The following is a 23,361-nucleotide window of genomic DNA, read 5'->3' as shown; positions in this document are numbered from 1 at the left end:
GGGATGGAATGAACACCGATGAAGTGCTGGGCATTTTCCGCGAGGCGGGCGCCGTCCTGGAAGGGCATTTCATCCTGACGTCGGGCTTGCGCAGTCCGGTCTTCCTGCAGAAGGCGAGGGTCTTCATGCACGCCGACAAGACCGAACGCCTGTGCAAGGCGCTGGCCGAGAAGATCCGCAAGGCGGTGCCCGGCCGGATCGATTATGTCGTCGGCCCGGCCATCGGCGGCCTGATCCCCGCCTACGAGACCTCGCGCCATCTCGGCGTGCCGGCAATCTGGGTCGAGCGGGAAGGGGGCGAGTTCAGGCTGCGCCGTTTCGAGATCGCAAAGGGCTCGCGTGTCGTCATCGTCGAGGACATCGTCACCACCGGGCTGTCGATCCGAGAGACAATCGAATGCCTGCGCGAGCTCGGCGCCGAGGTGGCGGCGGCCGCCTGCATCATCGACCGCTCGGCCGGCAAGACTGATGTCGGCGTGCCGCTGGTTGCGCTCGCCGAATATGAGGTTCCGGCCTATCCGGCCGACCGGCTGCCACCCGAGCTTGCCGCAATCCCGGCCGTCAAGCCCGGCAGCCGCAACATCTGATCTCGCCATGCATGGAAACAAGCAGTTGGGCGCGTCGCTTGACTCTCGTCGGCAGCGACGTCCGCTGACCGCGGCGCTGCGATGATCGCCGGCATCGACCATTTCGTGCTGACGGTCCGCTCGGTGGAAGCGACCTGCGCCTTCTACGAGCGTGTGCTCGGTCTGCGACGCTTGGACCAGTCGAACCGGCCGACGGCGCTTTTGTTTGGATCGCAGAAGATCAACCTGCACGAGGTCGGCCGCACCTTCGAGCCGAAGGCCAAGGCGCCGACGCCGGGCTCCGGCGACTTCTGTCTCGTCGCGGCAAGGCCGCTCGCCGAGATCTGCGCCAGCCTTGCGGCCAACGATGTCGTCATCGAGGTCGGGCCGGTCGAGCGCATCGGCGCGCGCGGGCCGATGCTGTCGGTCTATTTCCGCGATCCGGACGGCAACCTGGTCGAGGTCAGTGAATACGGTTCCGGCAAGACCGGAGGGGCTTGAGCCGAAGTGTGAAGGCGCCGCCTCCACAAATCCGCCGTGTTTCTAATATGCTCGATGTCCCGAGACGCTGGCCGTATGGCGGGTGCGACGCATGTGGCATCGCCAGCGTTGTCCTTAGGCTGGCGCGTCGCTATATCAAAGTCGCTGTTGCCTTCAGCCGGCCTCGAAGCGCAAGATATGGCTTTCGCCTGCCGGCTCAGGGTCGCCGGAACAGCTGATGTTGGGTACTAGGAACCGGAACTGAGTGCTTTTTCGACGCCGCAAGCCTGATGGCCTTTTCGAGCGGGTGCGTACCTATTTGTGGCCGCGCCGCTCGTTCTCGCGCTCGGTGCAGTATTTTTCGAAGCGTATCCTGCGGCTGAAGGCCACTCCGCATGCCGTCGCCGCTGGCGTCGCGGCCGGCGTGTTTGCTTCGTTTTTCCCGCTCGGCTTCCACTTCATCATTGCCGCCGTGTTGTGCTGGGTCATCGCCGGCAATCTGGTGGCTGCCGCCCTCGGCGCGGTGTTCTTCGGCAATCCGCTCACCTTTCCGCTGCTCTGGGGTGCGTCTTGGGAGACCGGCAAGCTCATCCTGCATGAGCGCCTGCCCAAGAATGGGCCGCCTGAGCACCTTGGGGAAATGATGCACACGCTTTCGTTCGCGAAATTGTGGCATCCGGTGCTGGAGCCGATGCTGATTGGCGCGGTGCCGCTCGGCCTCGTCTTCGGCCTGTTCTTCTACGGCATCACCCGATGGGGCATGACCGTCTTTCGCGAGCGGCGCAAGAAGCGCATGGCCGAAAGGGCGCGCAAGGCCACGCACGCTGGACACGGCGGACGGGAAGTCCCCGCGGAATGATCATCGGCATTGGCAGCGACCTGATCGACATCAGACGCATCGAGAAGTCGCTGGAGCGGCACGGCCAGCGCTTTATCCAGCGCATCTACACCGAGGTCGAGCAGGCGCGCTCGGAGAACCGCGCGGCACGCGCGGCCTCCTATGCCAAGCGCTTCGCCGCCAAGGAGGCCTGCGCCAAGGCGCTGGGCACCGGTCTGGCGCATGGCGTCTTCTGGCGCGACATGGGCGTCGTCAACCTACCGGGCGGCAAGCCGACCATGGCCTTGACCGGCGGCGCAGCGGCGCGGCTGGACAAGATTCTGCCGAAGGGACACAAGGCGGCGATCCACCTCACCATCACCGACGATTTCCCGCTCGCTCAAGCCTTTGTGATCATCGAGGCGTTGCCCGCCGAAGAAGCGCCACATTGATTGCTTCTGACCTCCGGCTGACGTTGCCCAGCGCGCGCCGAGACTCTATACCAACCAACGCACAATCGAGGACGACATGAGCGTGGCTGAAAAATCCGAGAAGAAATCCGGCGGGCTTGGCGAAACCGTCAGCGTCATCATTCAGGCGCTGCTGCTCGCGCTGGTCATCCGAACCTTCCTGTTCCAGCCCTTCTCAATCCCGTCCGGTTCGATGCGTCCGACCTTGCTCGAGGGCGACTATCTCTTCGTCACCAAATGGTCCTATGGCTATTCGCGCTATTCGCTGCCGTTCGGCCCCGACATCTTCTCGGGCCGCATCTGGGGCTCCGAGCCGAAGCGCGGCGACGTCGTCGTGTTCAAGTTCCCGCCGGACCCGTCCATCGACTACATCAAGCGCGTCATCGGCCTGCCCGGCGACAAGATCCAGGTCAAGGACGGCCAGCTCTTCATCAACGGTGTCGGCGTGCCGCGCGCAAAGGTCGGCCAGATCGACAACCCCGACATCACCGAGGTGGATCGTCCGGTCGATGTCTATCGTGAGACGCTGCCCAACGGCATCACCTATGACACGCTCGACCTGACGCCGAACTCGATCGGCGACAACACGCGCGAGTTCGACGTGCCGCCCGGCCATTATTTCATGATGGGCGACAACCGCGACAATTCCTCCGACAGCCGTTTCACCGTCGGCTTCGTGCCGGAAGAGAATCTGGTCGGCCGCGCCAACATCATCTTCTTCTCGATCGCCGATGGCGCCAGCCCGCTCGAGATCTGGAAGTGGCCGTCGCTGATGCGGGCCGCGCGCCTGTTCCATTTCGTCAGCTAGGTGATGGCGACAACCAAGCGGCTTACCGCCGATGCGCTCGCCGAGGCGCTCATGCAGCGCACCGGCCATGCCTTTGCCGACCGCCAGCGCCTGCAGCGGGCGCTGACCCATGCCAGCGCCCGCTCGAGCCATGCCGGCGTCGACTATGAACGCTTCGAATTCCTCGGCGACCGCGTGCTTGGCCTCGTCGTGGCCGACATGCTGCTCGCGGCATTCCCGAACGCGGCCGAGGGCGAGCTGTCGCTGCGGCTGAACGCCCTGGTCAATGCGGAGGCGCTGTCCGAGATCGCCGAGGAGATCGGCCTTCCGGAATTGATCCGCGCCGGCTCGGATGTGCGCGGCCTCGAGGGGCGCAAGCGCGTCAACCTGCGCGCCGACGCGCTGGAATCGCTGATCGCCGTGCTCTATCTCGACGGCGGCCTGGCGGTGGCCCGCGCTTTCATCGACCGCTATTGGCGGCCGCGCTCGCAGGCGATAGGCGCCGCCCGCCGCGACGCCAAGACCGAGTTGCAGGAATGGGCGCACCAGGCAGCGGCGGGCGCCACGCCGGCCTATCGCATCGACGGCCGCGAGGGGCCGGACCACGATCCGCTGTTCACTGTCAGCGTCAAGGTCGGCCAGTTCGCTCCTGCCATCGGCAGCGGCCGCTCCAAGCGCGAGGCCGAGCAGGCAGCGGCTGCGGCGCTGCTGCTGCGCGAAGGTATCTGGCTGAATGAAGGAAGTGCGGCATGAGCGAAGACGCGGCACCGGCGGGCGAGGCCTCCGCGACGCATTCCGGCTTCGTTGCGCTGATCGGCGCGCCCAATGCCGGCAAGTCGACGCTGGTCAACCAGCTGGTCGGCGCCAAGGTGTCGATCGTCACCCACAAGGTGCAGACCACCCGCGCCATCGTGCGCGGCATCGCCACGCATGAGAATGCGCAGATCGTCTTCGTCGACACGCCCGGCATCTTCAAGCCGAAGCGGCGGCTTGACACGGCGATGGTGACGACCGCCTGGGGCGGCGCCAAGGACGCCGATGTCGTGGTGCTCCTGATCGATGCCGAGCGTGGTATCCGCGGCGACGCCGATGCCATCCTCGACAGACTGAAGGATGTGCGGCAGCCGATGCTTCTGGTCCTCAACAAGGTCGACCGCGTCAAGCCGGAGACTCTCCTGGCGTTGGCGGCGACAGCGAATGAGCGCGTGCCGTTCAAGCGCACCTTCATGGTCTCGGCGCTGACCGGCTCCGGCTGCAAGGATCTGCTCGACTACCTCGCCGAGACCTTGCCGGCCGGGCCCTGGTACTACCCGGAAGACCAGATCTCCGACCTGCCGATGCGCCAGCTAGCGGCCGAGATCACCCGCGAGAAACTTTACCTGCGGCTGCATCAGGAACTTCCCTATTCTTCCCATATCGAGACCGAGAAATGGGAAGAGAAGAAGGACGGTTCGGTGCGCATCGAACAGGTCATCTATGTCGAGCGCGACAGCCAGAAGAAGATCGTTCTCGGCCACAAGGGCGAAACGATCCGCGCTATCGGCCAGGCCGCGCGCATGGAGATCGCAGGCATCCTCGAGCAGAAGGTGCATCTCTTCTTGTTCGTCAAAGTCCGCGAGAACTGGGGCGACGACCCAGAGCGCTATCGCGAGATGGGCCTGGAATTTCCGCACTGAAGCAAGAACGCGGCGCCCCGGGGAGGGCGCCGCGTTTGTTTGCTTATCTGCCTCAGGCAGCGGCGACGGAAAGCTCTGCCTTGGGTCGGCGCACGAAGCTCTCGGTGCCGTAGTAGGCGACAATCGCCACCGCAATGACAGCCCAGATCGCGACCCCGATCCACTGCTGCTGGATGTAATCGTCGTCGAGGAACACCTTGCCAAGGAAGCGCACACTGTTCTGGTGCGTGACGTGCATCAGAATGGCGAGAAGCACGCTGCCGGTGTTCTGGTAGAGCCAGGTGAAGACGATGCCGGCCAGGACGACGTTGATCGTGCTGTAGAGGCTGAGGTCGCCGACCAGACCGAGCGGGAAATGCCAGATCGCCCAGATCACGCCGAGGATCAGGCTGCCGGCCAGCGCCGAGTGACCGGCGAGCAGGCGCGGCGTTGCAAAACCGCGCCAGCCGGGTTCCTCGCCGAGCGGTCCGCTGAAGATCGCATAGAGGCCGATGATCGGCAGTATCTCAGAGAACGGCGGAATATTGCCCCAGGCGGGTGCGGCCGCGCCGAACAGCGGATTGATCAGGATCGAGGCAAGCTGTGCCCCGAAAGGCAGTCCGAACGCCACCAGATACCAGAACGCGCGGACCCGCCATCTCACCATGGAGGCGAGGATAGGCTTGACCGATCCCCAGCCTCCGGCGATCGCCGCGACAGTGAAACCGGCGACCATCGGCCCGAAAGTGAACCAGGGAATGCTGTCGCCGCCGGAGAGCCAGAAGGGGATGAACGCCAGCCAGGTCAGGCCGAGCGCCAGCGAAAAGAACGCGGGCAGCTGGTGCGTCCGCACCAGGCTCAGGAAGGAAGTCATGTCAGGTCCTCTCGTCGGGCTGATTGGTTGCGAGAGGCCGCCTGCCCGGGAGGTCGACACATCAGCATAAGACCGGCCGGACCGTTCCGGCTGATAACGCCGGCCACCGGTCAACGCGCCCCTACATGGCGCCTGTTCGGTCCAAGAATCCCGATCGCTTTCTGAAGGTTTTCCGATATTTGCTGTTGGCAGCACTCTGCGTGCCCGGCCCGGTCCAAGCTTGATTTCGCCACCCAACCGGTGAAAAGCTCCCATCATGGAATGGCGCGACGAGGGAATCATTCTCGGCACCCGAAAGCATGGCGAAACCAGCGCCATCCTCGAGGTGATGACGCGCGCCCATGGCCGCCATCTCGGTCTGGTGCGCGGCGGCCGCTCGCGCAAGCAGCAGCCGGTGCTGCAGCCGGGCAACCGCGTCGATCTTTTATGGCGGGCGCGCCTCGACGAGCATCTCGGCACCTTCCAGGCCGAGGCGATCGAGATGAACGCCGCCCGGCTGATGGACAGCGCCGTCGCCGTCTACGGCCTGCAAACCATGGCCGCGCATCTCCGGCTTTTGCCCGAGCGCGACGCCCATGGCGCGCTTTACGAGACGCTTGCAGTGATGATCGCCCATCTCGACGATGCCGATGCGGCGGGCGAGCTGGTGGCGCGCTTCGAGCTGCTGATCCTCGACGAGCTCGGCTTCGGCCTCGATCTCAGCCAGTGCGCGGCGACCGGCTCCAGGCAGGACCTCGCCTATGTCTCGCCGAAATCCGGCCGCGCCGTATCGCGCGAGGCGGGCGCCCCCTGGCACGACAAGATGCTGGCGTTGCCGGCCTTCCTGCAGCGTTCGGGCCCCCGCGCCGACCAGGCGGCGCTCGAGGATGCCTTCCGGCTGACTGGCTTCTTCTTCACCCGCCATGTCTATGAGCCACGCGGCATCGAGCCGCCCGATGCCCGCGCCGGCTTTCTCGCCGCGCTGCGCCGGCATCATGCCTCGCTCAAAGAAATCGGCGGAGGGTAGCGCTGGCAGCTAACCGGCGTTTCTCCGCTCCATGAAATCGTCGAGCATGGCGCGCTGGCCTTTGAGGATCTTCAGCCTGGCCTCGGACAATGAAAACCAGCCGGCTTTGTCGACTTCAGGAAATTCCTTCCTGGAGCCTGACCTGGGCGGCCATTCCATGGTAAAAAAATTGCTTTTGACGGCGTCCGTATCGACGTCCGATTCAACGCTCCACGCCGTCACGATCTTGCCGCCCGGTTGCCGGTAGCTGCCGAGCGGCTGGAAATCTCCGTCGATGGCGACGCCGAGTTCCTCCTCGGCCTCGCGCCGCGCGGCCGCCAATTCGTCCTCGTTCTCGTCGATGAGCCCCTTGGGGATCGACCACGCCCCTTCGTCCTTCCTTGCCCAGAACGGCCCGCCGGGATGGACCAGCAGAAATTCGAAAAAACCGCTGGTGAGCCTGTAGATCAGCAGGCCCGCGCTTCGTTGCGGCATCGATCATCCTCATCAAATTCGGCTTAGGATAGCACGAGTACTTTCGGCACGTGGCACGCGACCTCGCCGTGCAAGCCCATTATTGGCCGCTTAGACACCGCGGCATTGGATAAAGGCTGCAAGTTGCTGGCATTTGGTCCTGAAACATGCTCGATCTTTGCTGTCGCCGATCCGGCGGCGCGTTTGCCTGGAGGAACCGGCCGTCTGGCCGCCGCAATTGTCAGTGACAACCGGCCTGGTTTGGGGGAACCGCCATGTTTGAGAGCCTGATCGGCCTTGCCGCCATCATCGCCCTGTTCGTCATCATCTCGCGCCAGCAGAGCCGCATCGGCCTGATCGAGCGCGAGCTTGGCGCTCTGCGCAGCCTCGTGCTTTCCGGCGCCTCGCCATTTGCCGCAAAACCCTTGGAGCAGGCGACAGCCGACGGCAAGCCGGCCGAGGCAGAAACGGCGGAAGTCGCCGGCGTGGCTCCTCCGGCAACGGGCGAAGCGGCCGCCGAAGCGCCGGCCGAGGCCGCGGCTGCCAGCGGTGAAGTGGTGTCCGGACCGTGGGCCAAGGATGAGGCGCCGCCGCAAGCGGCAGAGCCTGCGGCCGGCCCGGCCGAGGCGGCGCAACCGGCGAAGGCCGCCAGGCAGACCGACGTCGAGACCGCGCTCGGCACTCGCTGGGCAGTCTGGGTCGGCGGCATCGCTCTGGCGCTGGGCGGCCTGTTCCTCATCCGCTACACGATCGAGGCTGGCATTTTCGGCCCTGGCGTGCGCCTCACCATGGCCGGCGTCCTCGGCCTGGTGCTGGTCGGCGGCGGCGAATTCATCCGCCGCACCGGCTTCAAGGTGCCGGTGCAGGGCGCCGCCGGCGCCTATATCCCGGCGATCCTGACGGCGGCCGGCGCCTTCATCCTGTTTGGTACCGTCTATGCCGCGTATGGCATTTACGGCTTCATCGGTCCGGCCCTGGCCTTCACGCTTCTTGGCGCCATCGGCGTTGCCACGATCGCTGCGAGCCTGGTCCACGGCCTGGCCCTGGCCGGCATCGGCCTCGTCGGCGCCATGGTGACCCCGGCGCTCGTCTCCTCGCAGGCGCCCAATCCCTGGGCCTTGTTCGTCTATCTGGCTATCGTGCTGGCCGCCACCGCGGCGATTGCCCGCCTGCGCGACTGGAAGGCGCTCGTCGCGGCGGCCTTCGTCGGCACCGGCATCTGGACCATCCTCTACATGGCCAACGCGCCCGCAGCGAACCTCTCGGCCATCCTGTTCATCGATGCCGCGACCCTGGCCGTGCTCGCCTTCATTTGGCTGGGCGTTCGTGGCGCCGAGACGGAATCCGCCGGCGGTTTCGACTGGCCGTCGATCGCGCCAGCCGTCTTCATCGGGCTTTCGGCGCTGGGGCTTTCGGTCGACCCGGCCTTCACTGTCGCCGGGGACGCCCTGGCGGGCGCCGCCGTCCTTGCAGCGATGCTGGCAGTGGCGCTTTATCGCCCCCGCGCGCTGCCGCTTCTCCATGCCGCCGGCCTGGTGACGGCGATGATCTATCTAGGCATCATTCCGCCGACCTCCATTGGCTCCGATATCGTCGGTGGCAGCCTCGGCTTCGACGGCCAGCCGGTGGTGGTGTCCGATCAATTGACGCGCAACATCGGTATCGGGCTCGGCCTGCTTTTCATCGCCGCCGGCTTCTGGGCCGCGCGCAAATGGGTGGCAACCGCGCGGATCCGGTCGGCGTCCTGGGCGGCCTGGGGCGTGATTGTGCCGCTGGTCGTGCTCACGGCGCTGTGGTTCACCTTCGGCAATCTCGACCGCGACTTCCTTTACGCCGCAGCCGCGGCGCTTCTGGTCGTGGCTTTCGCCGCGGGCGGCGAATGGATTGCGCGCGCTGAACAGCCGCCACTCAAGGGCGACGCCGCCGTCTCCTTCGCGCTCGGCGGCGCGGCCATCGCCGGCCTGTTGATGCTGCACATGGCGTTCGGCTCCGGCTGGACGACGGTGCTTGTCGGCGCCGCGGCCATGGTGCCGGCGCTCGCCACGCGCCAGCGCTCCTATCCGGTGCTCGGCTGGATTTCGGTCGGCGCCGTCATCGCAACGCTTGGCCGCGTCGCTTACGACCCGACCATCGTCGGCGCCACGGCCCTGTCGACGACGCCGGTCTTCAACTGGCTGCTGCCGGGCTACGGCGTGCCGGCGCTGGCCTTCGGCTTCGCCGCCTGGCAGCTTGCCCGTACCACCGATGGCCGACCGCGCCTTGCCATGGAAGCGGGAGCAGCGCTTTTCGCGCTGCTCACGCTCGCCATATTGGTGCGCCACGCCATGCATGGCGGTGTGTTGGACACCGGCACGGTCACGCTCGCCGAGCAGGCGATCTACACCCTGATCGCCATAGGTGCCGGCGCCATCCTGGTCGCGATCGACATGCGCTCGCCAAGCTCGGTGCTGCGCTACGGCTCGATGGCAGTCGGCGTGCTCTCCGTCGCTTTCATCGCCGTGCGGCATTTCGTGGTGCTGAACCCGCTGTTCACCGACGAATCGACCGGGGCGATCCCAGTGTTCAACCTCCTGTTCCTCGCCTATCTCCTGCCGGCCGTCGCCGCCGGGGGACTGGCACTTTACGCGAGGGATAAGCGGCCGAAATGGTATGCGCAGATGCTGGCGCTGGTCGCGTCCCTGCTCGCCTTCGCCTACGCGACGCTGTCGGTCAGGCGGCTGTTCAAGGGCGAGTTCATCGGTCTGTGGAGCGGGCTCGGCCAGGTGGAGACCTACACCTATTCGGCGCTCTGGCTGGCCATCGGCGTGGCACTGCTTACCGCCGGCGTCTGGCTGAAATCGCAGGTGCTGCGCATCGCCTCGGCCGTGCTGATCGCCGTCGCGGTGCTCAAGGTCTTCCTGTTCGACATGTCGGAGCTAGAAGGGGTGCTGCGGGCGCTCTCCTTCATCGGCCTCGGCGCCGTGCTGATCGGCATCGGCCTGTTCTACCAGCGGCTCTTGACGCGGGCGGCGAAGGAGAGCTGACGATCGCTTGCTATTTTCGGACGACGCCACGCACGCGGCGTTGCGCTACTGCCTCTTTGATGAGGACCGCGATCTTGCGGACAAATGCCGGGCTGAAAGAGCCGATTGGCTTCGTGGTCACGAGATCATAGGCTTCATCAACCTGTACCCGGTTGTACTCGTCGAGGATCAACCATGACGGAAAATCGAGCCCACCCCTTCGGCATTCGATTTCGCTGATGGCAATATTCGCGCGGGACAGGTCGGGCTTTTGCGAGGTGAGTGGGAACAAGAATAGCGCGGCAGGCGTTGCCGGCGTTCGGACCACAATGCAGACAGGCCGCGCTTTGCGACCGGATTCCTCGCCTGTGTCAGCCTGCCGTGCCCACAGATAATAATACCGGAGCAAATCGCCGGGCTTAAGCATCCGACTCGTCGTCAGTTGTGATGGCCTCCAACCCGGACATGAGTTCGTCGTGGATATCGTCCGGCGCGTCCTCAAGCGTGTAGGCGACGGCATGGGGCGAACCGACGAGTTGCCGATATTGGGTAGCTGACAGGATGATCAGCTTCTCCTTGCCGCGCTTTGTGAGAGCGACAGGCTCGATCATTGCCGTTTCGAGAATTTCGCCGGACGCCCGGTTCATGTCTGAAAAGGTGAATTGCTTCATCGAACGATCCTCGTACGTATTTTACATACTGTGCATATTTTACGTAATTGAGCAATCGATTTGCTCTCTGCCGCGGATCCGGGAATAAACCGGCACCCGCGTGCGTTATACCTCTGCTTGGGTAACCGGAGCGGTAGGCCGCTTCGCGCTGGCTGCTTGCGCCGCGCCGGAAAGGCGCGTTCAATCGGAATGGGAAACGACCTCGAAACCAGCGGTCATGGACGAAAAGAAGGCAGCGATCCTTGGCGAAATACCGCGTTTGCGCCGCTACGCGCGCTCGCTGTTGCGCGACCGTGATTCCGCCGACGATCTCGTCCAGGACTGCCTCGAGCGGGCTCTGGTCAGGCTCGACAACTGGCAGACGGGAGAAAGCCCCAGGAGGTGGCTGTTTACGATCATGCATCATCTGTTCATCGACCAGATGCGCAAGGTGAACCGACGCGGCGAGGCGGCAATGCTGCCGCTCGAGGCAGGCGAGGCGCAGGCCGCTCCCGCCGACCAGGTCGAGAGCATCGCCTCGCGCGAGATCATCGATGCCTTGCAGGCGATCAGCCCCGATCGCCGCGCGGCCCTGGTCATGGTGGCGATCGAAGGCTTCTCCTATGCCGAGGCGGCCAACATCCTCGGCGTGCCGGCCGGCACGCTCATGTCACGCATCGCGCGCGGGCGCGAGGAACTGCGCGGGCTGCTCGACGACACGGCACGCCGCCGCTCGATAAGGATCGTCGAGAAATGACCCGGCGCGACTTCACCGAACGCGACATCCACATGGCCCTCGACGGCGAGCTGCCTGGCGAGGAGCGCATGGCCTATGACGCCTGGCTCGAGGCCAATCCCGAAATGAAGGCAAGGAGCGCCCGCTTCGTCGCCGACCGGGCGGCCCTTCGCGCCGCCTTTGCCGGCGTGCTCGACGAACCGGTGCCGGCGCGCCTCAAGCAGGCCGTGTTTGGCGAGACGACGGTGAGGGCATCCGCCTTGCGTTCACGCTGGTGGCTTTCGGCGGCGGCCGCCGCCGTGCTGGTGATCGGCGGGCTTGCCGGCTATGTCGCCGGCATTGATGGTATCGGCAGGGGAAATGAAAGCGAGGACCTGCTGGCCGAACAGGCGATCGCCGCCCACGTCATCTATGCCGCCGAGAAGCGCCATGCGGTCGAGGTGCCGGCCAGCGACAAGGACCATCTGCAGACCTGGCTCTCCAACCGCGTCGGCCTGAGGCTGGTCGCGCCCGATCTGGAGGCCGAGGGCTTCCAGCTCGTCGGCGGCCGGTTGCTGCCGGCCGGCCAGGGCAAAGCGGCGATGCTGCTCTACGAGGACGCCAGCGGCGAGCGCATCTCGCTGTTCGTCACCGCCGAATCGGCCGGCAAGTCCAAGGGCACCTACACGGCCGAGGCCGATGGTCCCGAAGCCGTCTACTGGCTGGACAAGGGCTATGGCTGCGCCGTCGTCGGCTCGCTGCCGCGCGAGCGCCTGGCCGCCGTCGCCAAGAGCGCCTACGGCCAACTTCTGGCCGGCCTTGCCAGTTGAAAACCTGCGTTTTTCTGACATCGGCGCCATTGCGAAAACAGCGGGCCAGTACAGAGCTCTTTCAGCATTGGACCACTATTCAACCTGTCACAATTCGGCCCTAATCGAGGTGCGATAGCGCTTGACGAATACCGGTGATTGCGCCGGTATACCGATGTTTCGACCGGGGCCGTTTCCACAACCCAATCGAGGTTTTCTGAAGCCCGCATGCCTGCCGAGATCCGCAAGGCCCGCGTGTCCGACGTCGATGACCTCGCCGCCATCGAGAAGGCCGTCTTTTCAAGCGACCGCATGTCGCGCCGCTCCTTCCGCCAGCTGATCGAGCGCGAGACCGCCGAGATGCTGGTCGCCGAAAGCGATGGCCGCGTCGCCGGCTATGCCGTGGTGCTGTTCCGCAAGGGCAGCGGCGTCGCCCGTCTCTATTCCATCGCCGTCGGTCCCTTCTTCGGCCAGCTCGGCATCGGCCGCCAGCTCCTGGCGGCCGCGGAGGAGGCGGCCTTCGAGCACGACCGCATGATGCTGCGCCTCGAAGTGCGCGAGGACAATCATCGCGCCATCCGCGTCTACGAGCAGGCCGGCTACCGCAAGATTGGCCGCGAGCCGGACTACTACGAGGACGGCGCCACCGCGCTGCGCTACGAGAAGACCTTGCGCGGCGACGTTCCGATCGCCACCATGGTCCCGTTCTATCCGCAGACCTGCGAGTTCACCTGCGGCCCATGCTGCCTGATGATGGCGATGGCCAATTTCGACCATGGCTTCGTGCCCGACCCGGTTATGGAAATCCGCCTGTGGCGCGAGGCCACCACCGTCTTCATGATGTCGGGGCCCGGCGGCTGCGAGCCGTTCGGCCTGGCTGTGGCCGGCTATGAGAGCGGGCTCGCTGCGGAGATATTCGTCTCCTTCTATGGCGCGCTGTTCCTGCAGTCGGTGCGCAGCCAGGACAAGCGCCGGGTGATGGAGCTTGCCCAGGTCGACTTCCGCCGCCGCGCGGAACTTTACGGCATCCCGGTGAATTACCGTCCATTCGCCCTCGACGACATCCGCGACGCGCTCGCCGGAGGCAAGCTGGTGCTGGTGCTGATCAGCGGCTTCCTGATGTTCGGCAAGAAGGTTCCGCACTGGGTGCTGGCGATCGGCGACGACGGCGACCATATCCTGATCCACGATCCCTGGGTCGAGGACGAGCGGCAGGAGACGATCCTTGATGCGGCCAATATTCCCGTGCCTTACGGCATCTTCATGAACATGGCGCAGTTCGGCCGTGACGGACTGCGTGCGGCCATCATTCTGGGGAAGCGCTGAAGACATGACCTGGGTCATCCTTACCGGAAGGCAGAACGACCTCGACCAGGTGGCGACGCCGCACAAGATCATCACCAACCGTGATTATCTTGCCCATCCCTCGCTGTTTCGCGGCCAGCGGCCGAAGGTCATCAACCTTTCGAACAATTACGGCTACCAGAGCCGCGGCTACTATGCCTCGCTGCTCGCCGGCTCGCGCGGCCACAAGGTGATCCCGACGGTCGAGACCATGATCGACCTGTCGGAGCGCAAGCTCTATGAGCATGCGCTGCCCGAGCTGGAGCTTGCGCTCAACAAATGCCGCAAGGATCTCGGCGGCGTCTTCCCGGCCAAGGTCGCCATCTTCTTCGGCATTGGCCCCTCCAAGGTGTGGGACCGTTTCGCCAAGCTGCTCTTCGACTGGTTCCGCGCGCCGGCGCTGGAAGTCCACATCAAGGACAGCGCCGAATGGGCCTCGATCCGCAAGATCGGCTTCCTGCCGCTCGCCCGCATGACCGACGAGGAGGATGCCTTCTTCCTGCAGTGCCTGGAGACCTACACCAACCGCGAATGGCGCGACACAAAGGGCCGCACGCCGGCGCGCTACACCTTCGCGACGCTGGTCGACCCGCATGAGGAACTGCCGCCGTCCGAGATTTCCTCGCTGCGCTACTGGGCGCGGATCGCCGAGAAGATGGGGGTCGAAATCGAGCCGATCACCAGGAAGGACCTGGCCAAGCTCGCCAACTACGACGCGCTGTTCATTCGCGAGACCACCTCGATCTCCAACCACACCTACCGCTTCGCCCGTCGGGCGCAACAGGAAGGCATGCCCGTCATCGACGATCCTTTGTCGATGATCCGCTGCACCAACAAGGTCTATCTCAACGAGCTGATGACCTACAACAAGGTGCCGGTGCCGCCGACGGTGATGATCGCCGGCACTTCGGATCTCGAAGTCGCGGCGCAGACGCTGGGCTTCCCGCTGGTGCTGAAAATCCCCGATTCCTCCTTCTCGCGCGGCGTCAAGAAATGCGAGAACCTCCAGGAATTGACGCGGCTCGCGACGGAGTGGCTGGAGGATTCCGACCTCCTGATCGCGCAGAAATTCATCCCGACCGAATATGACTGGCGCGTCGGCGTCCTCGGCGGCCAGCCGCTGTTTGCCGTCCACTATCTGATGGCCAAGAAGCACTGGCAGATCGTCAACCACAAGGCCAACGGCAAGCCCGACCAGGGCGGCATCAAGACCTTCACGCTGAAGGAGACGCCGCCCCATGTCGTCGAGACGGCGGTGAGGGCGGCGCGCTGCATCGGCGACGGCCTCTACGGCGTCGACCTCAAGGAGACCAAGGACGGCGTCTTCGTCATCGAGGTCAACGACAATCCCAATCTCGACCACGGCTGGGAGGATTCCGGCGAGAAGGACGAGGTCTGGGTGCGGCTGACGCAGTGGTTCCTGGACCGACTGGAGCGGCCGGGGCGATAGATCCGAATTGAGGATAGGCATGCTGTTTTTCGTGATCGAGGATTTTCACGGCTGCGACCGCAAGGAGATCTACCGCCGCTTCCGCGACCGCGGCCGGCTGAAGCCGGACGAGCTTGTCGTCCACCACAGCTGGATCCCTGCCGATATGAGCCGCTGCTTCCTGCTGGTGGAGGCCGACGACGTCACGCTTCTGCAGCGCTGGGTCGTCGAATGGGCGGACCTGGTGGAGTTCGAGATCGTTCCCGTGGCGACCAGCAAGGACATGGTCGCGGCATTGAGCGGGCACCTCTGAGCGGCGCCTGCCGTCACCGACCGTTGGATGCCGTAGCGGTCAGCGCCGGCGATTTGACGGCGCGGACGCATTCCGCGATCAGCCATTCGCGAAACGCGGCCACCACGTCTCGCCTGGCGCTTCGCTCCGGTATCGTCAGGCAATAGGGTTGGCGCAGCTCGATCGCGTGGGCGACGGGCCGGACCAGCCTGCCGTCCTCCAGTGCCGCGGCGCAGTAGACGCCCTGGCTGAGCGCCACGCCCAGCCCTGAAACGGCGAGATCGAGCGCGGCCCGCGACGAGTTTGCCGAAAGGCCGCGCCGCACCGACCGGCCTGGATCGATCCCCGCCGCCTCGAACCAGTTGCGCCAGGACGGAAAGGAGGCGCCGGTCGGGCCCCAGTCCGTGTGGACCAGCGGCAGGCTAGCGAGGCCTTCACGCTTGATCGCTACGGCGAGCGCCGGCGCGCAGACAGGGTAGACGGCGTCCCTGACGATGTCCTCGGTCGGATGCTCGCGATAGTGTGGGCCGTAGGAGAGCCTGATGTCGATCAGCTCGCGCTCGAACGGTACCGGATCGTCGTCGCCTCTGAGCGAGATGTCGACGGCGCCGTGGCCGGCGACGAAGCCTGCAAGGCGCTCGGAAAGCCAGCCCATCGCCATGGATGGCGGCACCGACACGACGAGCCTGGGGCGGAATGCGTCGCCGCCGACTTCGCGCGCGACGCTGCCGATCTCCTGGAAGGCCATGCTCAGCCTCGGCAGCATCTCCACGCCGGCTTCGCTCAGCACGACGCGCCGGTTGACGCGATGGAACAGCTTGCGGCCCATCTGCTCCTCGACGGTGCGGATGAGCTGGCTGACTGCGGCCGCCGAGATCGACAGCTCTTCCGCCGCCGCGGCAAAGCTGCCCGTGCGCGCCGCAGCCTCGAAGGCCTGCAGTCCTTTCAGCGACGGTAGCGCGGCCATGATGATCCGATAGATAAGGTCAGCTTATCTATTTTGCATAAATCCTCGTTTTAAGAAAGGTTTCTTGTTGGTTATTGTGACTCACCGAACTCAAGCAACTGGAATGAGCAATGGATCATCGCGACGTCATCGCTTCGCTGACGAACGAGGAGCGCAGTCGCCTGACCGGCAAGTCGGACGGGCCGGGCCTCATCCAGTTCGCTGCCCATTTCGGCGCGATCCTGCTGCTCGGCGGCCTGATCGCCGCCAAGGTGCCGTTCTGGCCGTTGTTGATGCTGCCGCAAGGCATTTTGATCGTCTTCCTGTTCACGCTGCTGCATGAGACGGTGCATCGCACCGCCTTCGAGACGCAGCGACTGAACGATGCCGTCGCGCGTCTCTGCAGCCTGGCGATCGCGTTGCCTGCCGACTGGTTCCGCTATTTCCATTTCGCCCATCACCGCTTCACCCAGGACCCGGACAACGATCCGGAACTCGCCTTCCCGAAGCCCGAGACTTTGCGGCAATACGTTGTCCACGTCTCGGGCCTGCCGGTGTGGTGGGCCCATTTCAAGACGCTCTACTCAAACGCGAGTGGCGGCAGCCAGGAGAGCTACGTGCCGCCGAAGGGGCGGCCGAAGGTGCGCGCCGAGGCACGCGCTATGATCGCCTTATACGCCGCCGTGCTGCTGCTCGCGTTCTGGTTCAAGGCAACGGTGCTGCTTTATGTCTGGATCGTGCCGGCGTTGCTCGGACAGCCGTTCCTCAGGCTCTATCTGCTGGCCGAGCACGGCCGTTGCCCGATGGTTGCCAACATGCTGGAGAACACCAGGACGACGCTGACCAACTGGCTGGTGCGCAAGGTCGCCTGGAACATGCCCTTTCATGCCGAGCATCACGCCTATCCCGGCGTGCCGTTCCATCAACTGCCGGAGTTCCACAGGCTGATCGAGCGCCATCTCAAGGTGATCGAGCCCGGCTATGTCCGCTTCCACGAAAAGTACATCGAGACGCTGCACTGAGCGCTCCCGCTTATCCCGACTGGCGCAGCGCCGTCCCCGTTCTCAGCAGCCGGTTGATCTCCGCCGCTTTCGATGGCACGCCGATCAGATAGCCCTGCGCCTCCACGCAGCCGGCCTCGCGCAGCATGTCGAGCTGCGCTTCGGTCTCGACGCCTTCGGCGGTGACGGTGATGCCGAGCTGCGCGCCAAGCCCGATCACCGCGCGCACGATCGCCGCGGTGTCGCGGTTGTCGATGTCGCGGATGAAGGAGCGGTCGATCTTGATCTTGTCGACTGGGAAGCGCCGGAGATAGCCCAGCGAGGAGTAACCGGTGCCGAAATCGTCGAGTGCGATGCGGATGCCGAGATCGCGCAGCAGGCGGAGCGTCTTCAGCACCGTGTCGCTCTCGTCCATCAGCACCGTCTCGGTGATTTCGAGCTCCAACCGGTTGGCCGGCACGCCGGAAAAGGCCAGCGCCGAGATCACGCTGCGCGCGAACGTGCCGCTCTTGATCTGCACGGCCGAGACGTTGACCGCGATGCGCATCGCATGTGGCCAGCCCGCCGCCGCCGTGCAGGCCTTCCGCAGCGCCCAGTCGCCCAATTGCACGATCAGCCCGGTTTCCTCGGCGGCCGGTATGAAATCATCGGGCGACACCCGGCCGCGCGTCGGCGAATGCCAGCGCATCAGGGCTTCCGCACCGACGACCTCGCCGGAGGCGATGTTCATGATCGGCTGGAACTCCAGCTCGAACTCTTGCCGCGGCAGCGCGGCCTCGAGGTCGGTTTCGAGCGCCTGCCGCGCCAGCACCATGGCATCCATGCCGGGCTCGAAGAAGCGGTAGACGTTGCGGCCCTCGCTCTTGCCCCGATAAAGCGCCATGTCGGCATTCTTCAGCAGCGTGTCGGCATCCTTGCCATCGTCGGGATAGAGCGCGATGCCAAGGCTGATGCCGACATGCATGTCGCGGCTCTTGTCGCGATAGGGTTTTCCGATCACCTCGACAATACGCTTGGCCAGCCTTTCGGCGTCGTCGGCGCCCTTGACGTTGAACTGGATGATGGCGAATTCGTCGCCGCCGAAGCGGGCGACGACATCCGTCTCATTGCGCAGGCAGCGCTGCAGCCGTTCGGCCACGCATTTCAGCAGCCAGTCGCCGGCAGGATGCCCGAACGTGTCGTTGACCGCCTTGAAGCGGTCGAGGTCTAGCGAGAAGATCGCCATCGGCGCGACCGTCGCCTCGCCCAAGGCCTGATCGAGGCGCTCGCGGAACATCGAGCGGTTGGGCAGGTTGGTCAGCGTGTCGTGATGCGCCAGATGCGTCATGCGCTCTTCGACGAGCTGGCGCTCGGTGACGTCGTCGAACGTCGCCACCCAGCCGCCCCTCATCGGCCGTCTTGTGACCAGAAGCGTCCTGCCGTCGGCAAGATGGCGGTATGTCGAGTGTATTTTCGCCGCCTTGCGGCAGGCCTCGGTCTTGGCGACCTCGCTGTCGACATCGATCTTCGTGTAGATCCCGAGTTCCACCAGCCGTTCGAGCGCATCGCGATGCGTCGTCCCCAGCGGAAAGTCGGCGGCGGTTACGTTGTAGAGCTCCAGGAAACGCTCATTGCGGACGATCATCTTGCCGTCCGCGTCATACATCAACAGGCCTTGCGACATGTTGGCCAGCGCGGCGTCGAAACGGCGGTGCTGCTCCTTCAGCTCCAGCTCGGCGCGCCGCTGCACGGTGATGTCCTCGTAGATCGACACCCAGCCGCCCGAAGCCAGCGGCCGGTGCGAGATGTCGATGATGCGTCCGTCCGACAGCCCTTCCTCATAGGTCGAGGGCTTCGCTCCGTCGATATAGGGCTTGCGGATGGCATAGAGATCCGCCGCGCTATGTGACGCGACACCGATGTCGACGCTGTGCTGGAGGATGTCGAAGAAGCGTATGCCTGGCCGCACGATCGCGGGATCCAGGCAGAAGATGTCGAGGTAATTGCGGTTGCAGATGATCATCCGCTCGTCGGCGTCGAACATGCACAGCCCATGCGACATGTTTTCGACAGCGGCCGAGAAGCGCTCATTCTGCTGGCGCAATTCGTCCTCGATGCGCCGCGCCGGGCCGATGTCTGCCGCTCTGCGCCTGCGCGCGGGCGAACCAGCCTTGACGTGAGCGAAGGGCATATACGCGCCTGCGAACCGTGACCTGACCGGCTACTGTGGTAGTCTCCGGTTAATTTAGCGTTTGTTCAACTGGCCGAATGCAGCGCAACCGGTGCCTGACGCTTTGCCTCGATCGCCGTGAAGCGCTTGAGGAAAGCCGCCTGCGCCCAGGTCACCGAGCGCGGGGTGAAATCGAAGCGCTCGGCGGAAAACCCGCGCGGGCGGCCGAAATACTCGGTCGCTTCCGCGGTTGAGAAGCCGGCCAGCAGCGTCGCCTCGTAGTAGGCGGCGATCTGGTCGGCGCGCTTGATTTCCTTGCGTAACGTCGCCCCCAGGTCCGCCGGCAGCGAAAAGCGCAGATGGATGGCGTGCTGCAGGCGCAGCTCGCACTCCTTGTAGGAGCCGCCCATCACCGACTTGAACGGTGAGATCATGTCGCCGATGACATATTCCGGCGCATCGTGCAGCAGCGCCGCCAGCCGCGCGTCGGCGGAGGCCGCCGGCACCAGTTCGGAAAACAGCGCCTCGACCAGCAGCGAGTGCTGCGCGACCGAAAACGCATGTTCGCCGCTGGTCTGGCCGTTCCAGCGTGCCACACGGGCAAGCCCGTGCGCGATGTCGACAATTTCGATGTCGAGCGGTGAGGGGTCGAGCAGGTCGAGCCGACGGCCGGACAGCATGCGCTGCCAGGCGCGCGGCGGCGCCCCGGCGCGATCGGCCGCCATCAGGCCTCCTCCACGCCGGCGGCTTCCTTGGGAAAGCCGAATTTGGCGAATGGCGGGATGGCGAGCGAGACAGTGACGTCGCCGGCCATGATCGGGTGGCCGGCGTCGAGCGCCGCCTTGACGCGGTCGATGCGGGCAATCGCAAGGCCAGTCGCGCCGGCGGTCGAACCGAGCGTGCCGACCGGTCTTCCGGCGACCGTCAATTCCGTGCCCGGGCCGGGCAGGGGGGCTTGCGCGGAAGCGATCAGAACGCGCCGCCTGGCGGTGCCGCGATGCTGCATGCGCGAGACCACTTCCTGGCCGACATAGCAGCCCTTCCTGAAGCCGACGCCACCGGTCTCGTCGAGCAGCACATCATGCGGGAAGGCATCGCCGAGCGGATAGTCGGTTCCACTTTCGGCAATGCCGTTGGCAATGCGCAGGGCCTGCCATGCGGCGACGTCGCCACCATCCGCCGCGGCGCCATAGCTGCGCTTGACCGCGAGGTCGCGGAAGCGGGTATCGGCGAGCGTCATTGAATCGGAATCTGAGGCGGTTGAATCATCGCCCCACGCGACGGTAACAAGCACCTGATCCTGCTTGGCAATCTCGGCCTTGGCCCTTAGCCGGTACAACGTCAGCCGGCGCAGGAAATCATCCGCTATGTCGGCGCGGCACTCCAGCCGGAAGCCGTTGTCGCCCTCCCGCGAGATCAGGAAGTCGAACAGGATCTTGCCTTGCGGCGCCAGCAGGGCGCCGGGCTTCGCCTCGCCGGTGGCGAGCGCGTCGAGATCGGTGGTCAGGATGTTCTGCAGGAAATGCTCGGCATCCGGGCCTGACACGGAAATGAGCGCTCGGTCTTTCAGCAGGGCAAAGGGCATGGATGGAAATTGAGCCTGATCTTGCAAAACGGTCGGCCTTTACGTAAGCCGACGACACTCCCCCCGCAAGAGACCGGACGCCCATGGCCACTACCTACGACCTCATCCTGACAGGCGGCACCGTGGTCAACCATGACGGCGAAGGTCTTCGCGACGTCGGCGTGAAGGAGGGGCGCATCGCGGCGATAGGCGATCTCGGCCAGGCGTCAGCCGCAGAGACTATCGACTGTAAGGGCCTGCACATCCTGCCCGGCGTCGTTGACAGCCAGGTGCATTTCCGCGAGCCGGGGCTGGAGCACAAGGAGGATCTGGAGACCGGTTCGCGCGCGGCGGTGCTGGGCGGAGTCACCGCCGTCTTCGAGATGCCCAACACCAACCCACTGACCACCAGCGAGGCGGCCCTTGCCGACAAGGTGCGGCGCGCCAGCGGCCGCATGCATTGCGACTTCGCCTTCTGGGTCGGCGGCACCCGCGACAATGCCGGCGACGTCGGCGACCTCGAACGGCTGCCGGGTGCGGCCGGCATCAAGGTTTTCATGGGCTCCTCCACTGGCGATCTGCTGGTCGAGGACGACGAGGGCGTCGCCTCGATCCTGCGCAACACGCGCCGCCGCGCCGCCTTTCACTCCGAGGACGAATTCCGCCTGCGCGAGCGGCTGGGCGAGCGCATCGAGGGCGACCCGTCCTCGCATCCGGTCTGGCGCGACGAGATCGCCGCATTGCGCTGCACCGAGCGGCTGGTGCGCATAGCCAGGCAAACGCGCGCCCGCATCCATGTGCTGCACATCTCGACCGCGGAGGAGATCCTCTTTCTCGAACAGCACAAGGATGTCGCGACCTGCGAGGCGACGCCGCATCATCTGACGCTGTCGGCCGACGACTATGCGCGGCTGGGCACGCTGATCCAGATGAACCCGCCGGTGCGCGCCGCGCGCCACCGCGACGGCGTCTGGCATGGCATTTCGCAAGGCATCGTCGACGTGCTGGGCTCGGACCATGCTCCGCACACACTGGCCGAAAAGGCAAAGCCCTATCCGGCCTCGCCGTCGGGCATGACCGGCGTGCAGACGCTGGTGCCGATCATGCTCGACCACATCAACGCCGGAAGGCTGACGCTGCAGCGCTTTGTCGATCTCTCCAGCCACGGTCCGCAGCGCATTTTCGGCATGGCGCGAAAGGGCCGCATCGCCGCCGGCTACGACGCCGACTTCACCGTCGTCGATCTCAAGCGCCGCGAGACCATCACCAATGCGCAGTCCGGCTCCAAGGCCGGCTGGACGCCCTATGACGGGAAGGAAGTGACCGGCTGGCCGGTCGGCACCGTGGTGCGCGGTAGGCGGATCATGTGGGAGGGCGAGATCGTCACGCCTGGACAGGGCAGAGCGGTGGAGTTCTCCGAGGCGCTGCCGGGCTAGGAGCCTGCGTCCCGATCAATCCCCGGCGACGAAGAACATCCACTGGCCGGCCGGCGTGATGCCGACGCGGTAGAAGATGTAGGCGCCGAACTGCTTCATGTCGTTATAGTCGCCGGCGGTGACGATCTTGAACAGCTCGACCCGCTGCTTGGCGTCGAGCTTGTCGAGCGGCAGGGCGAAGAAATACGGCCAAACATAGAGCTCCTGTGGCGTGCCGGCATCGACGTGCACATAGCCGGCACTCAGCACCTCTTCCATGATGGCGAGAATCTCCTGGCCTTCCGAGTCGCCGGCCAGCCCCTTCAGGAAGGTGATCGGGTCGCCCTCGATGTCGCCCAGCGACAGTTGCGTCATCGAATCACCTTTGCCGATCAGCGGCCTCAGCTTCTCGATGTCGCCGCTCCGGCAGGCCTCGACGATCAGGTCGTGCATGCGCTTGACCGGTTCCGGCAGCTTGCTGAGGTCGTAGACGACTTCAGGCGGCGGCGCGTCCGGGTCGGAGTTCGGGCTGACGGAGCCGCCATCGTTCGCCGGCCCTTCCGGCTGGCTCTCTTCGGGCTCGTTGCCGGGCTGACTGGTGGCGGGCGGAGTCGTGCCGAGCGGATCGGGCATCGGCACAGCACTTCCCGGCGGCGCCATGTCGTCGTCGGCCGACGGCGTGACTGGGGAGGGCAGATCCTCGCGCTTGATCTCGCTCAACGCATGGGCAGGACTGATCGTGAGGCTGAGCGCCAGCGGAACCGCGGCACAGAAAGCGGCAAGCCAGATGCTGATAACCAGGCCACGCGGCTGGCCTGAGGTCGAGAAATTCACCGCCTGCCTCTCCATGTGCCCAAGCCGATCAAATTGCTCGAGCCCGTTAGGTGCCTGGGGCAATGATGCCCAAAGACACCGCGCCGCCGTCAAAGAACGTGCT

General features: G+C 65.2%; 25 protein-coding genes. 16 read left to right on the top strand and 9 right to left on the bottom strand.

Annotated elements, in window-relative coordinates:
• The first annotated feature begins 8 nt into the window (after positions 1-8).
• The 7 genes from pyrE to era all read left to right on the top strand — a co-directional run bounded on the left by pyrE (position 9) and on the right by era (position 4,796).
• Positions 9-587, top strand: coding sequence for an orotate phosphoribosyltransferase (pyrE, locus tag JG743_RS24025; RefSeq protein WP_202293198.1), 579 nt, complete (start codon positions 9-11; stop codon positions 585-587).
• Between the two features lie 81 nt (positions 588-668).
• On the top strand, positions 669-1,067 hold the full coding sequence (locus JG743_RS24020; RefSeq protein WP_202293197.1) for a VOC family protein: 399 nt from the start codon (positions 669-671) through the stop codon (positions 1,065-1,067).
• A gap of 244 nt (positions 1,068-1,311) precedes the next feature.
• Entirely contained in the window at positions 1,312-1,905 is a 594-nt protein-coding gene (locus JG743_RS24015) for a DUF2062 domain-containing protein (protein WP_202293196.1), read from the top strand.
• Positions 1,902-2,315 (top strand): holo-ACP synthase, encoded by a 414-nt coding sequence (acpS, locus tag JG743_RS24010; RefSeq protein WP_202293195.1) that lies wholly within the window; start codon positions 1,902-1,904, stop codon positions 2,313-2,315. Before JG743_RS24015 ends, acpS begins: the two co-directional genes overlap by 4 nt.
• Before the next feature lie 76 nt (positions 2,316-2,391).
• A complete protein-coding gene (gene lepB, locus JG743_RS24005; RefSeq protein WP_202293194.1) occupies positions 2,392-3,141 on the top strand; it encodes a signal peptidase I in 750 nt (249 codons plus the stop codon).
• A 3-nt stretch (positions 3,142-3,144) separates the two neighbouring features.
• On the top strand, positions 3,145-3,873 hold the full coding sequence (gene rnc / locus JG743_RS24000; RefSeq protein ID WP_202293193.1) for a ribonuclease III: 729 nt from the start codon (positions 3,145-3,147) through the stop codon (positions 3,871-3,873).
• Entirely contained in the window at positions 3,870-4,796 is a 927-nt protein-coding gene (era, locus tag JG743_RS23995) for a GTPase Era (protein WP_202293192.1), read from the top strand. Before rnc ends, era begins: the two co-directional genes overlap by 4 nt.
• A 52-nt stretch (positions 4,797-4,848) precedes the next feature.
• Here era and JG743_RS23990 read toward each other — a convergent pair whose 3' ends face one another.
• On the bottom strand, positions 4,849-5,649 hold the full coding sequence (locus JG743_RS23990) for a CPBP family intramembrane glutamic endopeptidase (RefSeq protein WP_202293191.1): 801 nt from the start codon (positions 5,647-5,649) through the stop codon (positions 4,849-4,851).
• Positions 5,650-5,905: 256 nt separating this feature from the next.
• On the opposite strand from JG743_RS23990, the gene recO reads away from it, so the two are divergent.
• Positions 5,906-6,655, top strand: coding sequence for a DNA repair protein RecO (gene recO, locus JG743_RS23985; protein WP_202293190.1), 750 nt, complete (start codon positions 5,906-5,908; stop codon positions 6,653-6,655).
• Between the two features lie 9 nt (positions 6,656-6,664).
• Here the strand turns inward: recO and JG743_RS23980 are convergent, their stop codons facing one another.
• Positions 6,665-7,129 (bottom strand): NUDIX domain-containing protein, encoded by a 465-nt coding sequence (locus JG743_RS23980; RefSeq protein ID WP_202293189.1) that lies wholly within the window; start codon positions 7,127-7,129, stop codon positions 6,665-6,667.
• Between the two features lie 254 nt (positions 7,130-7,383).
• Between JG743_RS23980 and JG743_RS23975 the strand changes: the two genes are divergently transcribed.
• Positions 7,384-10,131, top strand: coding sequence for a DUF2339 domain-containing protein (locus JG743_RS23975; RefSeq protein ID WP_202293188.1), 2,748 nt, complete (start codon positions 7,384-7,386; stop codon positions 10,129-10,131).
• Between the two features lie 10 nt (positions 10,132-10,141).
• Here the strand turns inward: JG743_RS23975 and JG743_RS23970 are convergent, their stop codons facing one another.
• Both JG743_RS23970 and JG743_RS23965 read right to left on the bottom strand, forming a co-directional pair.
• Positions 10,142-10,537 carry a hypothetical protein gene (locus JG743_RS23970; protein ID WP_202293187.1) on the bottom strand — a complete coding sequence of 132 codons (396 nt, stop codon included), beginning with the start codon at positions 10,535-10,537 and terminating at the stop codon, positions 10,142-10,144.
• Complete coding sequence (locus JG743_RS23965; RefSeq protein WP_202293186.1) at positions 10,530-10,781, bottom strand: prevent-host-death protein; 252 nt, start codon at positions 10,779-10,781, stop codon at positions 10,530-10,532. The genes JG743_RS23970 and JG743_RS23965 overlap by 8 nt, the downstream gene beginning before the upstream one ends.
• Before the next feature lie 217 nt (positions 10,782-10,998).
• On the opposite strand from JG743_RS23965, the gene JG743_RS23960 reads away from it, so the two are divergent.
• From JG743_RS23960 to JG743_RS23940, 5 genes are all read left to right on the top strand, one after another.
• On the top strand, positions 10,999-11,517 hold the full coding sequence (locus JG743_RS23960) for a sigma-70 family RNA polymerase sigma factor (RefSeq protein ID WP_202293185.1): 519 nt from the start codon (positions 10,999-11,001) through the stop codon (positions 11,515-11,517).
• Positions 11,514-12,305, top strand: coding sequence for an anti-sigma factor family protein (locus tag JG743_RS23955; RefSeq protein WP_202293184.1), 792 nt, complete (start codon positions 11,514-11,516; stop codon positions 12,303-12,305). The genes JG743_RS23960 and JG743_RS23955 overlap by 4 nt, the downstream gene beginning before the upstream one ends.
• Before the next feature lie 207 nt (positions 12,306-12,512).
• On the top strand, positions 12,513-13,610 hold the full coding sequence (locus tag JG743_RS23950; protein WP_202293183.1) for a peptidase C39 family protein: 1,098 nt from the start codon (positions 12,513-12,515) through the stop codon (positions 13,608-13,610).
• Between the two features lie 4 nt (positions 13,611-13,614).
• Complete coding sequence (locus JG743_RS23945) at positions 13,615-15,078, top strand: RimK family protein (protein ID WP_202293182.1); 1,464 nt, start codon at positions 13,615-13,617, stop codon at positions 15,076-15,078.
• Positions 15,079-15,097: 19 nt separating this feature from the next.
• Positions 15,098-15,370 (top strand): DUF3303 domain-containing protein, encoded by a 273-nt coding sequence (locus JG743_RS23940; RefSeq protein WP_202293181.1) that lies wholly within the window; start codon positions 15,098-15,100, stop codon positions 15,368-15,370.
• 13 nt (positions 15,371-15,383) lie between these two features.
• Here the strand turns inward: JG743_RS23940 and JG743_RS23935 are convergent, their stop codons facing one another.
• On the bottom strand, positions 15,384-16,316 hold the full coding sequence (locus JG743_RS23935) for a LysR substrate-binding domain-containing protein (RefSeq protein ID WP_202293180.1): 933 nt from the start codon (positions 16,314-16,316) through the stop codon (positions 15,384-15,386).
• A 110-nt stretch (positions 16,317-16,426) separates the two neighbouring features.
• On the opposite strand from JG743_RS23935, the gene JG743_RS23930 reads away from it, so the two are divergent.
• Positions 16,427-17,317, top strand: coding sequence for a fatty acid desaturase family protein (locus tag JG743_RS23930; protein ID WP_202293179.1), 891 nt, complete (start codon positions 16,427-16,429; stop codon positions 17,315-17,317).
• Between the two features lie 10 nt (positions 17,318-17,327).
• Here JG743_RS23930 and JG743_RS23925 read toward each other — a convergent pair whose 3' ends face one another.
• The 3 genes from JG743_RS23925 to ygfZ all read right to left on the bottom strand — a co-directional run bounded on the left by JG743_RS23925 (position 17,328) and on the right by ygfZ (position 21,030).
• Positions 17,328-19,466 (bottom strand): putative bifunctional diguanylate cyclase/phosphodiesterase, encoded by a 2,139-nt coding sequence (locus tag JG743_RS23925; RefSeq protein WP_202293178.1) that lies wholly within the window; start codon positions 19,464-19,466, stop codon positions 17,328-17,330.
• Positions 19,467-19,531: 65 nt separating this feature from the next.
• Positions 19,532-20,170 carry a YfbR-like 5'-deoxynucleotidase gene (locus tag JG743_RS23920; protein ID WP_202293177.1) on the bottom strand — a complete coding sequence of 213 codons (639 nt, stop codon included), beginning with the start codon at positions 20,168-20,170 and terminating at the stop codon, positions 19,532-19,534.
• A complete protein-coding gene (gene ygfZ, locus JG743_RS23915; RefSeq protein ID WP_202293176.1) occupies positions 20,170-21,030 on the bottom strand; it encodes a CAF17-like 4Fe-4S cluster assembly/insertion protein YgfZ in 861 nt (286 codons plus the stop codon). The genes JG743_RS23920 and ygfZ overlap by 1 nt, the downstream gene beginning before the upstream one ends.
• A gap of 83 nt (positions 21,031-21,113) precedes the next feature.
• Between ygfZ and JG743_RS23910 the strand changes: the two genes are divergently transcribed.
• Positions 21,114-22,445, top strand: coding sequence for a dihydroorotase (locus JG743_RS23910; RefSeq protein ID WP_202293175.1), 1,332 nt, complete (start codon positions 21,114-21,116; stop codon positions 22,443-22,445).
• 15 nt (positions 22,446-22,460) lie between these two features.
• Here JG743_RS23910 and JG743_RS23905 read toward each other — a convergent pair whose 3' ends face one another.
• A complete protein-coding gene (locus tag JG743_RS23905; RefSeq protein WP_202293174.1) occupies positions 22,461-23,258 on the bottom strand; it encodes a hypothetical protein in 798 nt (265 codons plus the stop codon).
• Between the last annotated feature and the right edge of the window lie 103 nt (positions 23,259-23,361).

This window comes from Mesorhizobium sp. 131-2-1 (genome assembly GCF_016756535.1).
GTDB lineage: Bacteria > Pseudomonadota > Alphaproteobacteria > Rhizobiales > Rhizobiaceae > Mesorhizobium.
Note: the sequence above shows the minus strand (reverse complement) of the source record. Positions and strands in the feature narration are given on the sequence as shown.

Excerpts from the sequence above, each read along its gene's own strand:
- ygfZ (WP_202293176.1), bottom strand. The coding sequence starts at position 21,030 with ATGCCCTTTGCCCTGCTGAAAGACCGAGCGCTCATTTCCGTGTCAGGC.
- JG743_RS23960 (WP_202293185.1), top strand. The coding sequence starts at position 10,999 with ATGGACGAAAAGAAGGCAGCGATCCTTGGCGAAATACCGCGTTTGCGC.
- JG743_RS23980 (WP_202293189.1), bottom strand. The coding sequence starts at position 7,129 with ATGCCGCAACGAAGCGCGGGCCTGCTGATCTACAGGCTCACCAGCGGT.
- JG743_RS23925 (WP_202293178.1), bottom strand. The coding sequence starts at position 19,466 with ATGCCCTTCGCTCACGTCAAGGCTGGTTCGCCCGCGCGCAGGCGCAGA.
- pyrE (WP_202293198.1), top strand. The coding sequence starts at position 9 with ATGAACACCGATGAAGTGCTGGGCATTTTCCGCGAGGCGGGCGCCGTC.
- lepB (WP_202293194.1), top strand. The coding sequence starts at position 2,392 with ATGAGCGTGGCTGAAAAATCCGAGAAGAAATCCGGCGGGCTTGGCGAA.
- JG743_RS23950 (WP_202293183.1), top strand. The coding sequence starts at position 12,513 with ATGCCTGCCGAGATCCGCAAGGCCCGCGTGTCCGACGTCGATGACCTC.
- JG743_RS23920 (WP_202293177.1), bottom strand. The coding sequence starts at position 20,170 with ATGGCGGCCGATCGCGCCGGGGCGCCGCCGCGCGCCTGGCAGCGCATG.
- JG743_RS23935 (WP_202293180.1), bottom strand. The coding sequence starts at position 16,316 with ATGGCCGCGCTACCGTCGCTGAAAGGACTGCAGGCCTTCGAGGCTGCG.
- JG743_RS23970 (WP_202293187.1), bottom strand. The coding sequence starts at position 10,537 with ATGCTTAAGCCCGGCGATTTGCTCCGGTATTATTATCTGTGGGCACGG.
- era (WP_202293192.1), top strand. The coding sequence starts at position 3,870 with ATGAGCGAAGACGCGGCACCGGCGGGCGAGGCCTCCGCGACGCATTCC.
- rnc (WP_202293193.1), top strand. The coding sequence starts at position 3,145 with ATGGCGACAACCAAGCGGCTTACCGCCGATGCGCTCGCCGAGGCGCTC.
- JG743_RS23910 (WP_202293175.1), top strand. The coding sequence starts at position 21,114 with ATGGCCACTACCTACGACCTCATCCTGACAGGCGGCACCGTGGTCAAC.
- JG743_RS24020 (WP_202293197.1), top strand. The coding sequence starts at position 669 with ATGATCGCCGGCATCGACCATTTCGTGCTGACGGTCCGCTCGGTGGAA.
- recO (WP_202293190.1), top strand. The coding sequence starts at position 5,906 with ATGGAATGGCGCGACGAGGGAATCATTCTCGGCACCCGAAAGCATGGC.
- JG743_RS23990 (WP_202293191.1), bottom strand. The coding sequence starts at position 5,649 with ATGACTTCCTTCCTGAGCCTGGTGCGGACGCACCAGCTGCCCGCGTTC.
- JG743_RS23945 (WP_202293182.1), top strand. The coding sequence starts at position 13,615 with ATGACCTGGGTCATCCTTACCGGAAGGCAGAACGACCTCGACCAGGTG.
- JG743_RS23965 (WP_202293186.1), bottom strand. The coding sequence starts at position 10,781 with ATGAAGCAATTCACCTTTTCAGACATGAACCGGGCGTCCGGCGAAATT.
- JG743_RS23940 (WP_202293181.1), top strand. The coding sequence starts at position 15,098 with ATGCTGTTTTTCGTGATCGAGGATTTTCACGGCTGCGACCGCAAGGAG.
- JG743_RS23955 (WP_202293184.1), top strand. The coding sequence starts at position 11,514 with ATGACCCGGCGCGACTTCACCGAACGCGACATCCACATGGCCCTCGAC.
- acpS (WP_202293195.1), top strand. The coding sequence starts at position 1,902 with ATGATCATCGGCATTGGCAGCGACCTGATCGACATCAGACGCATCGAG.
- JG743_RS23975 (WP_202293188.1), top strand. The coding sequence starts at position 7,384 with ATGTTTGAGAGCCTGATCGGCCTTGCCGCCATCATCGCCCTGTTCGTC.
- JG743_RS23930 (WP_202293179.1), top strand. The coding sequence starts at position 16,427 with ATGGATCATCGCGACGTCATCGCTTCGCTGACGAACGAGGAGCGCAGT.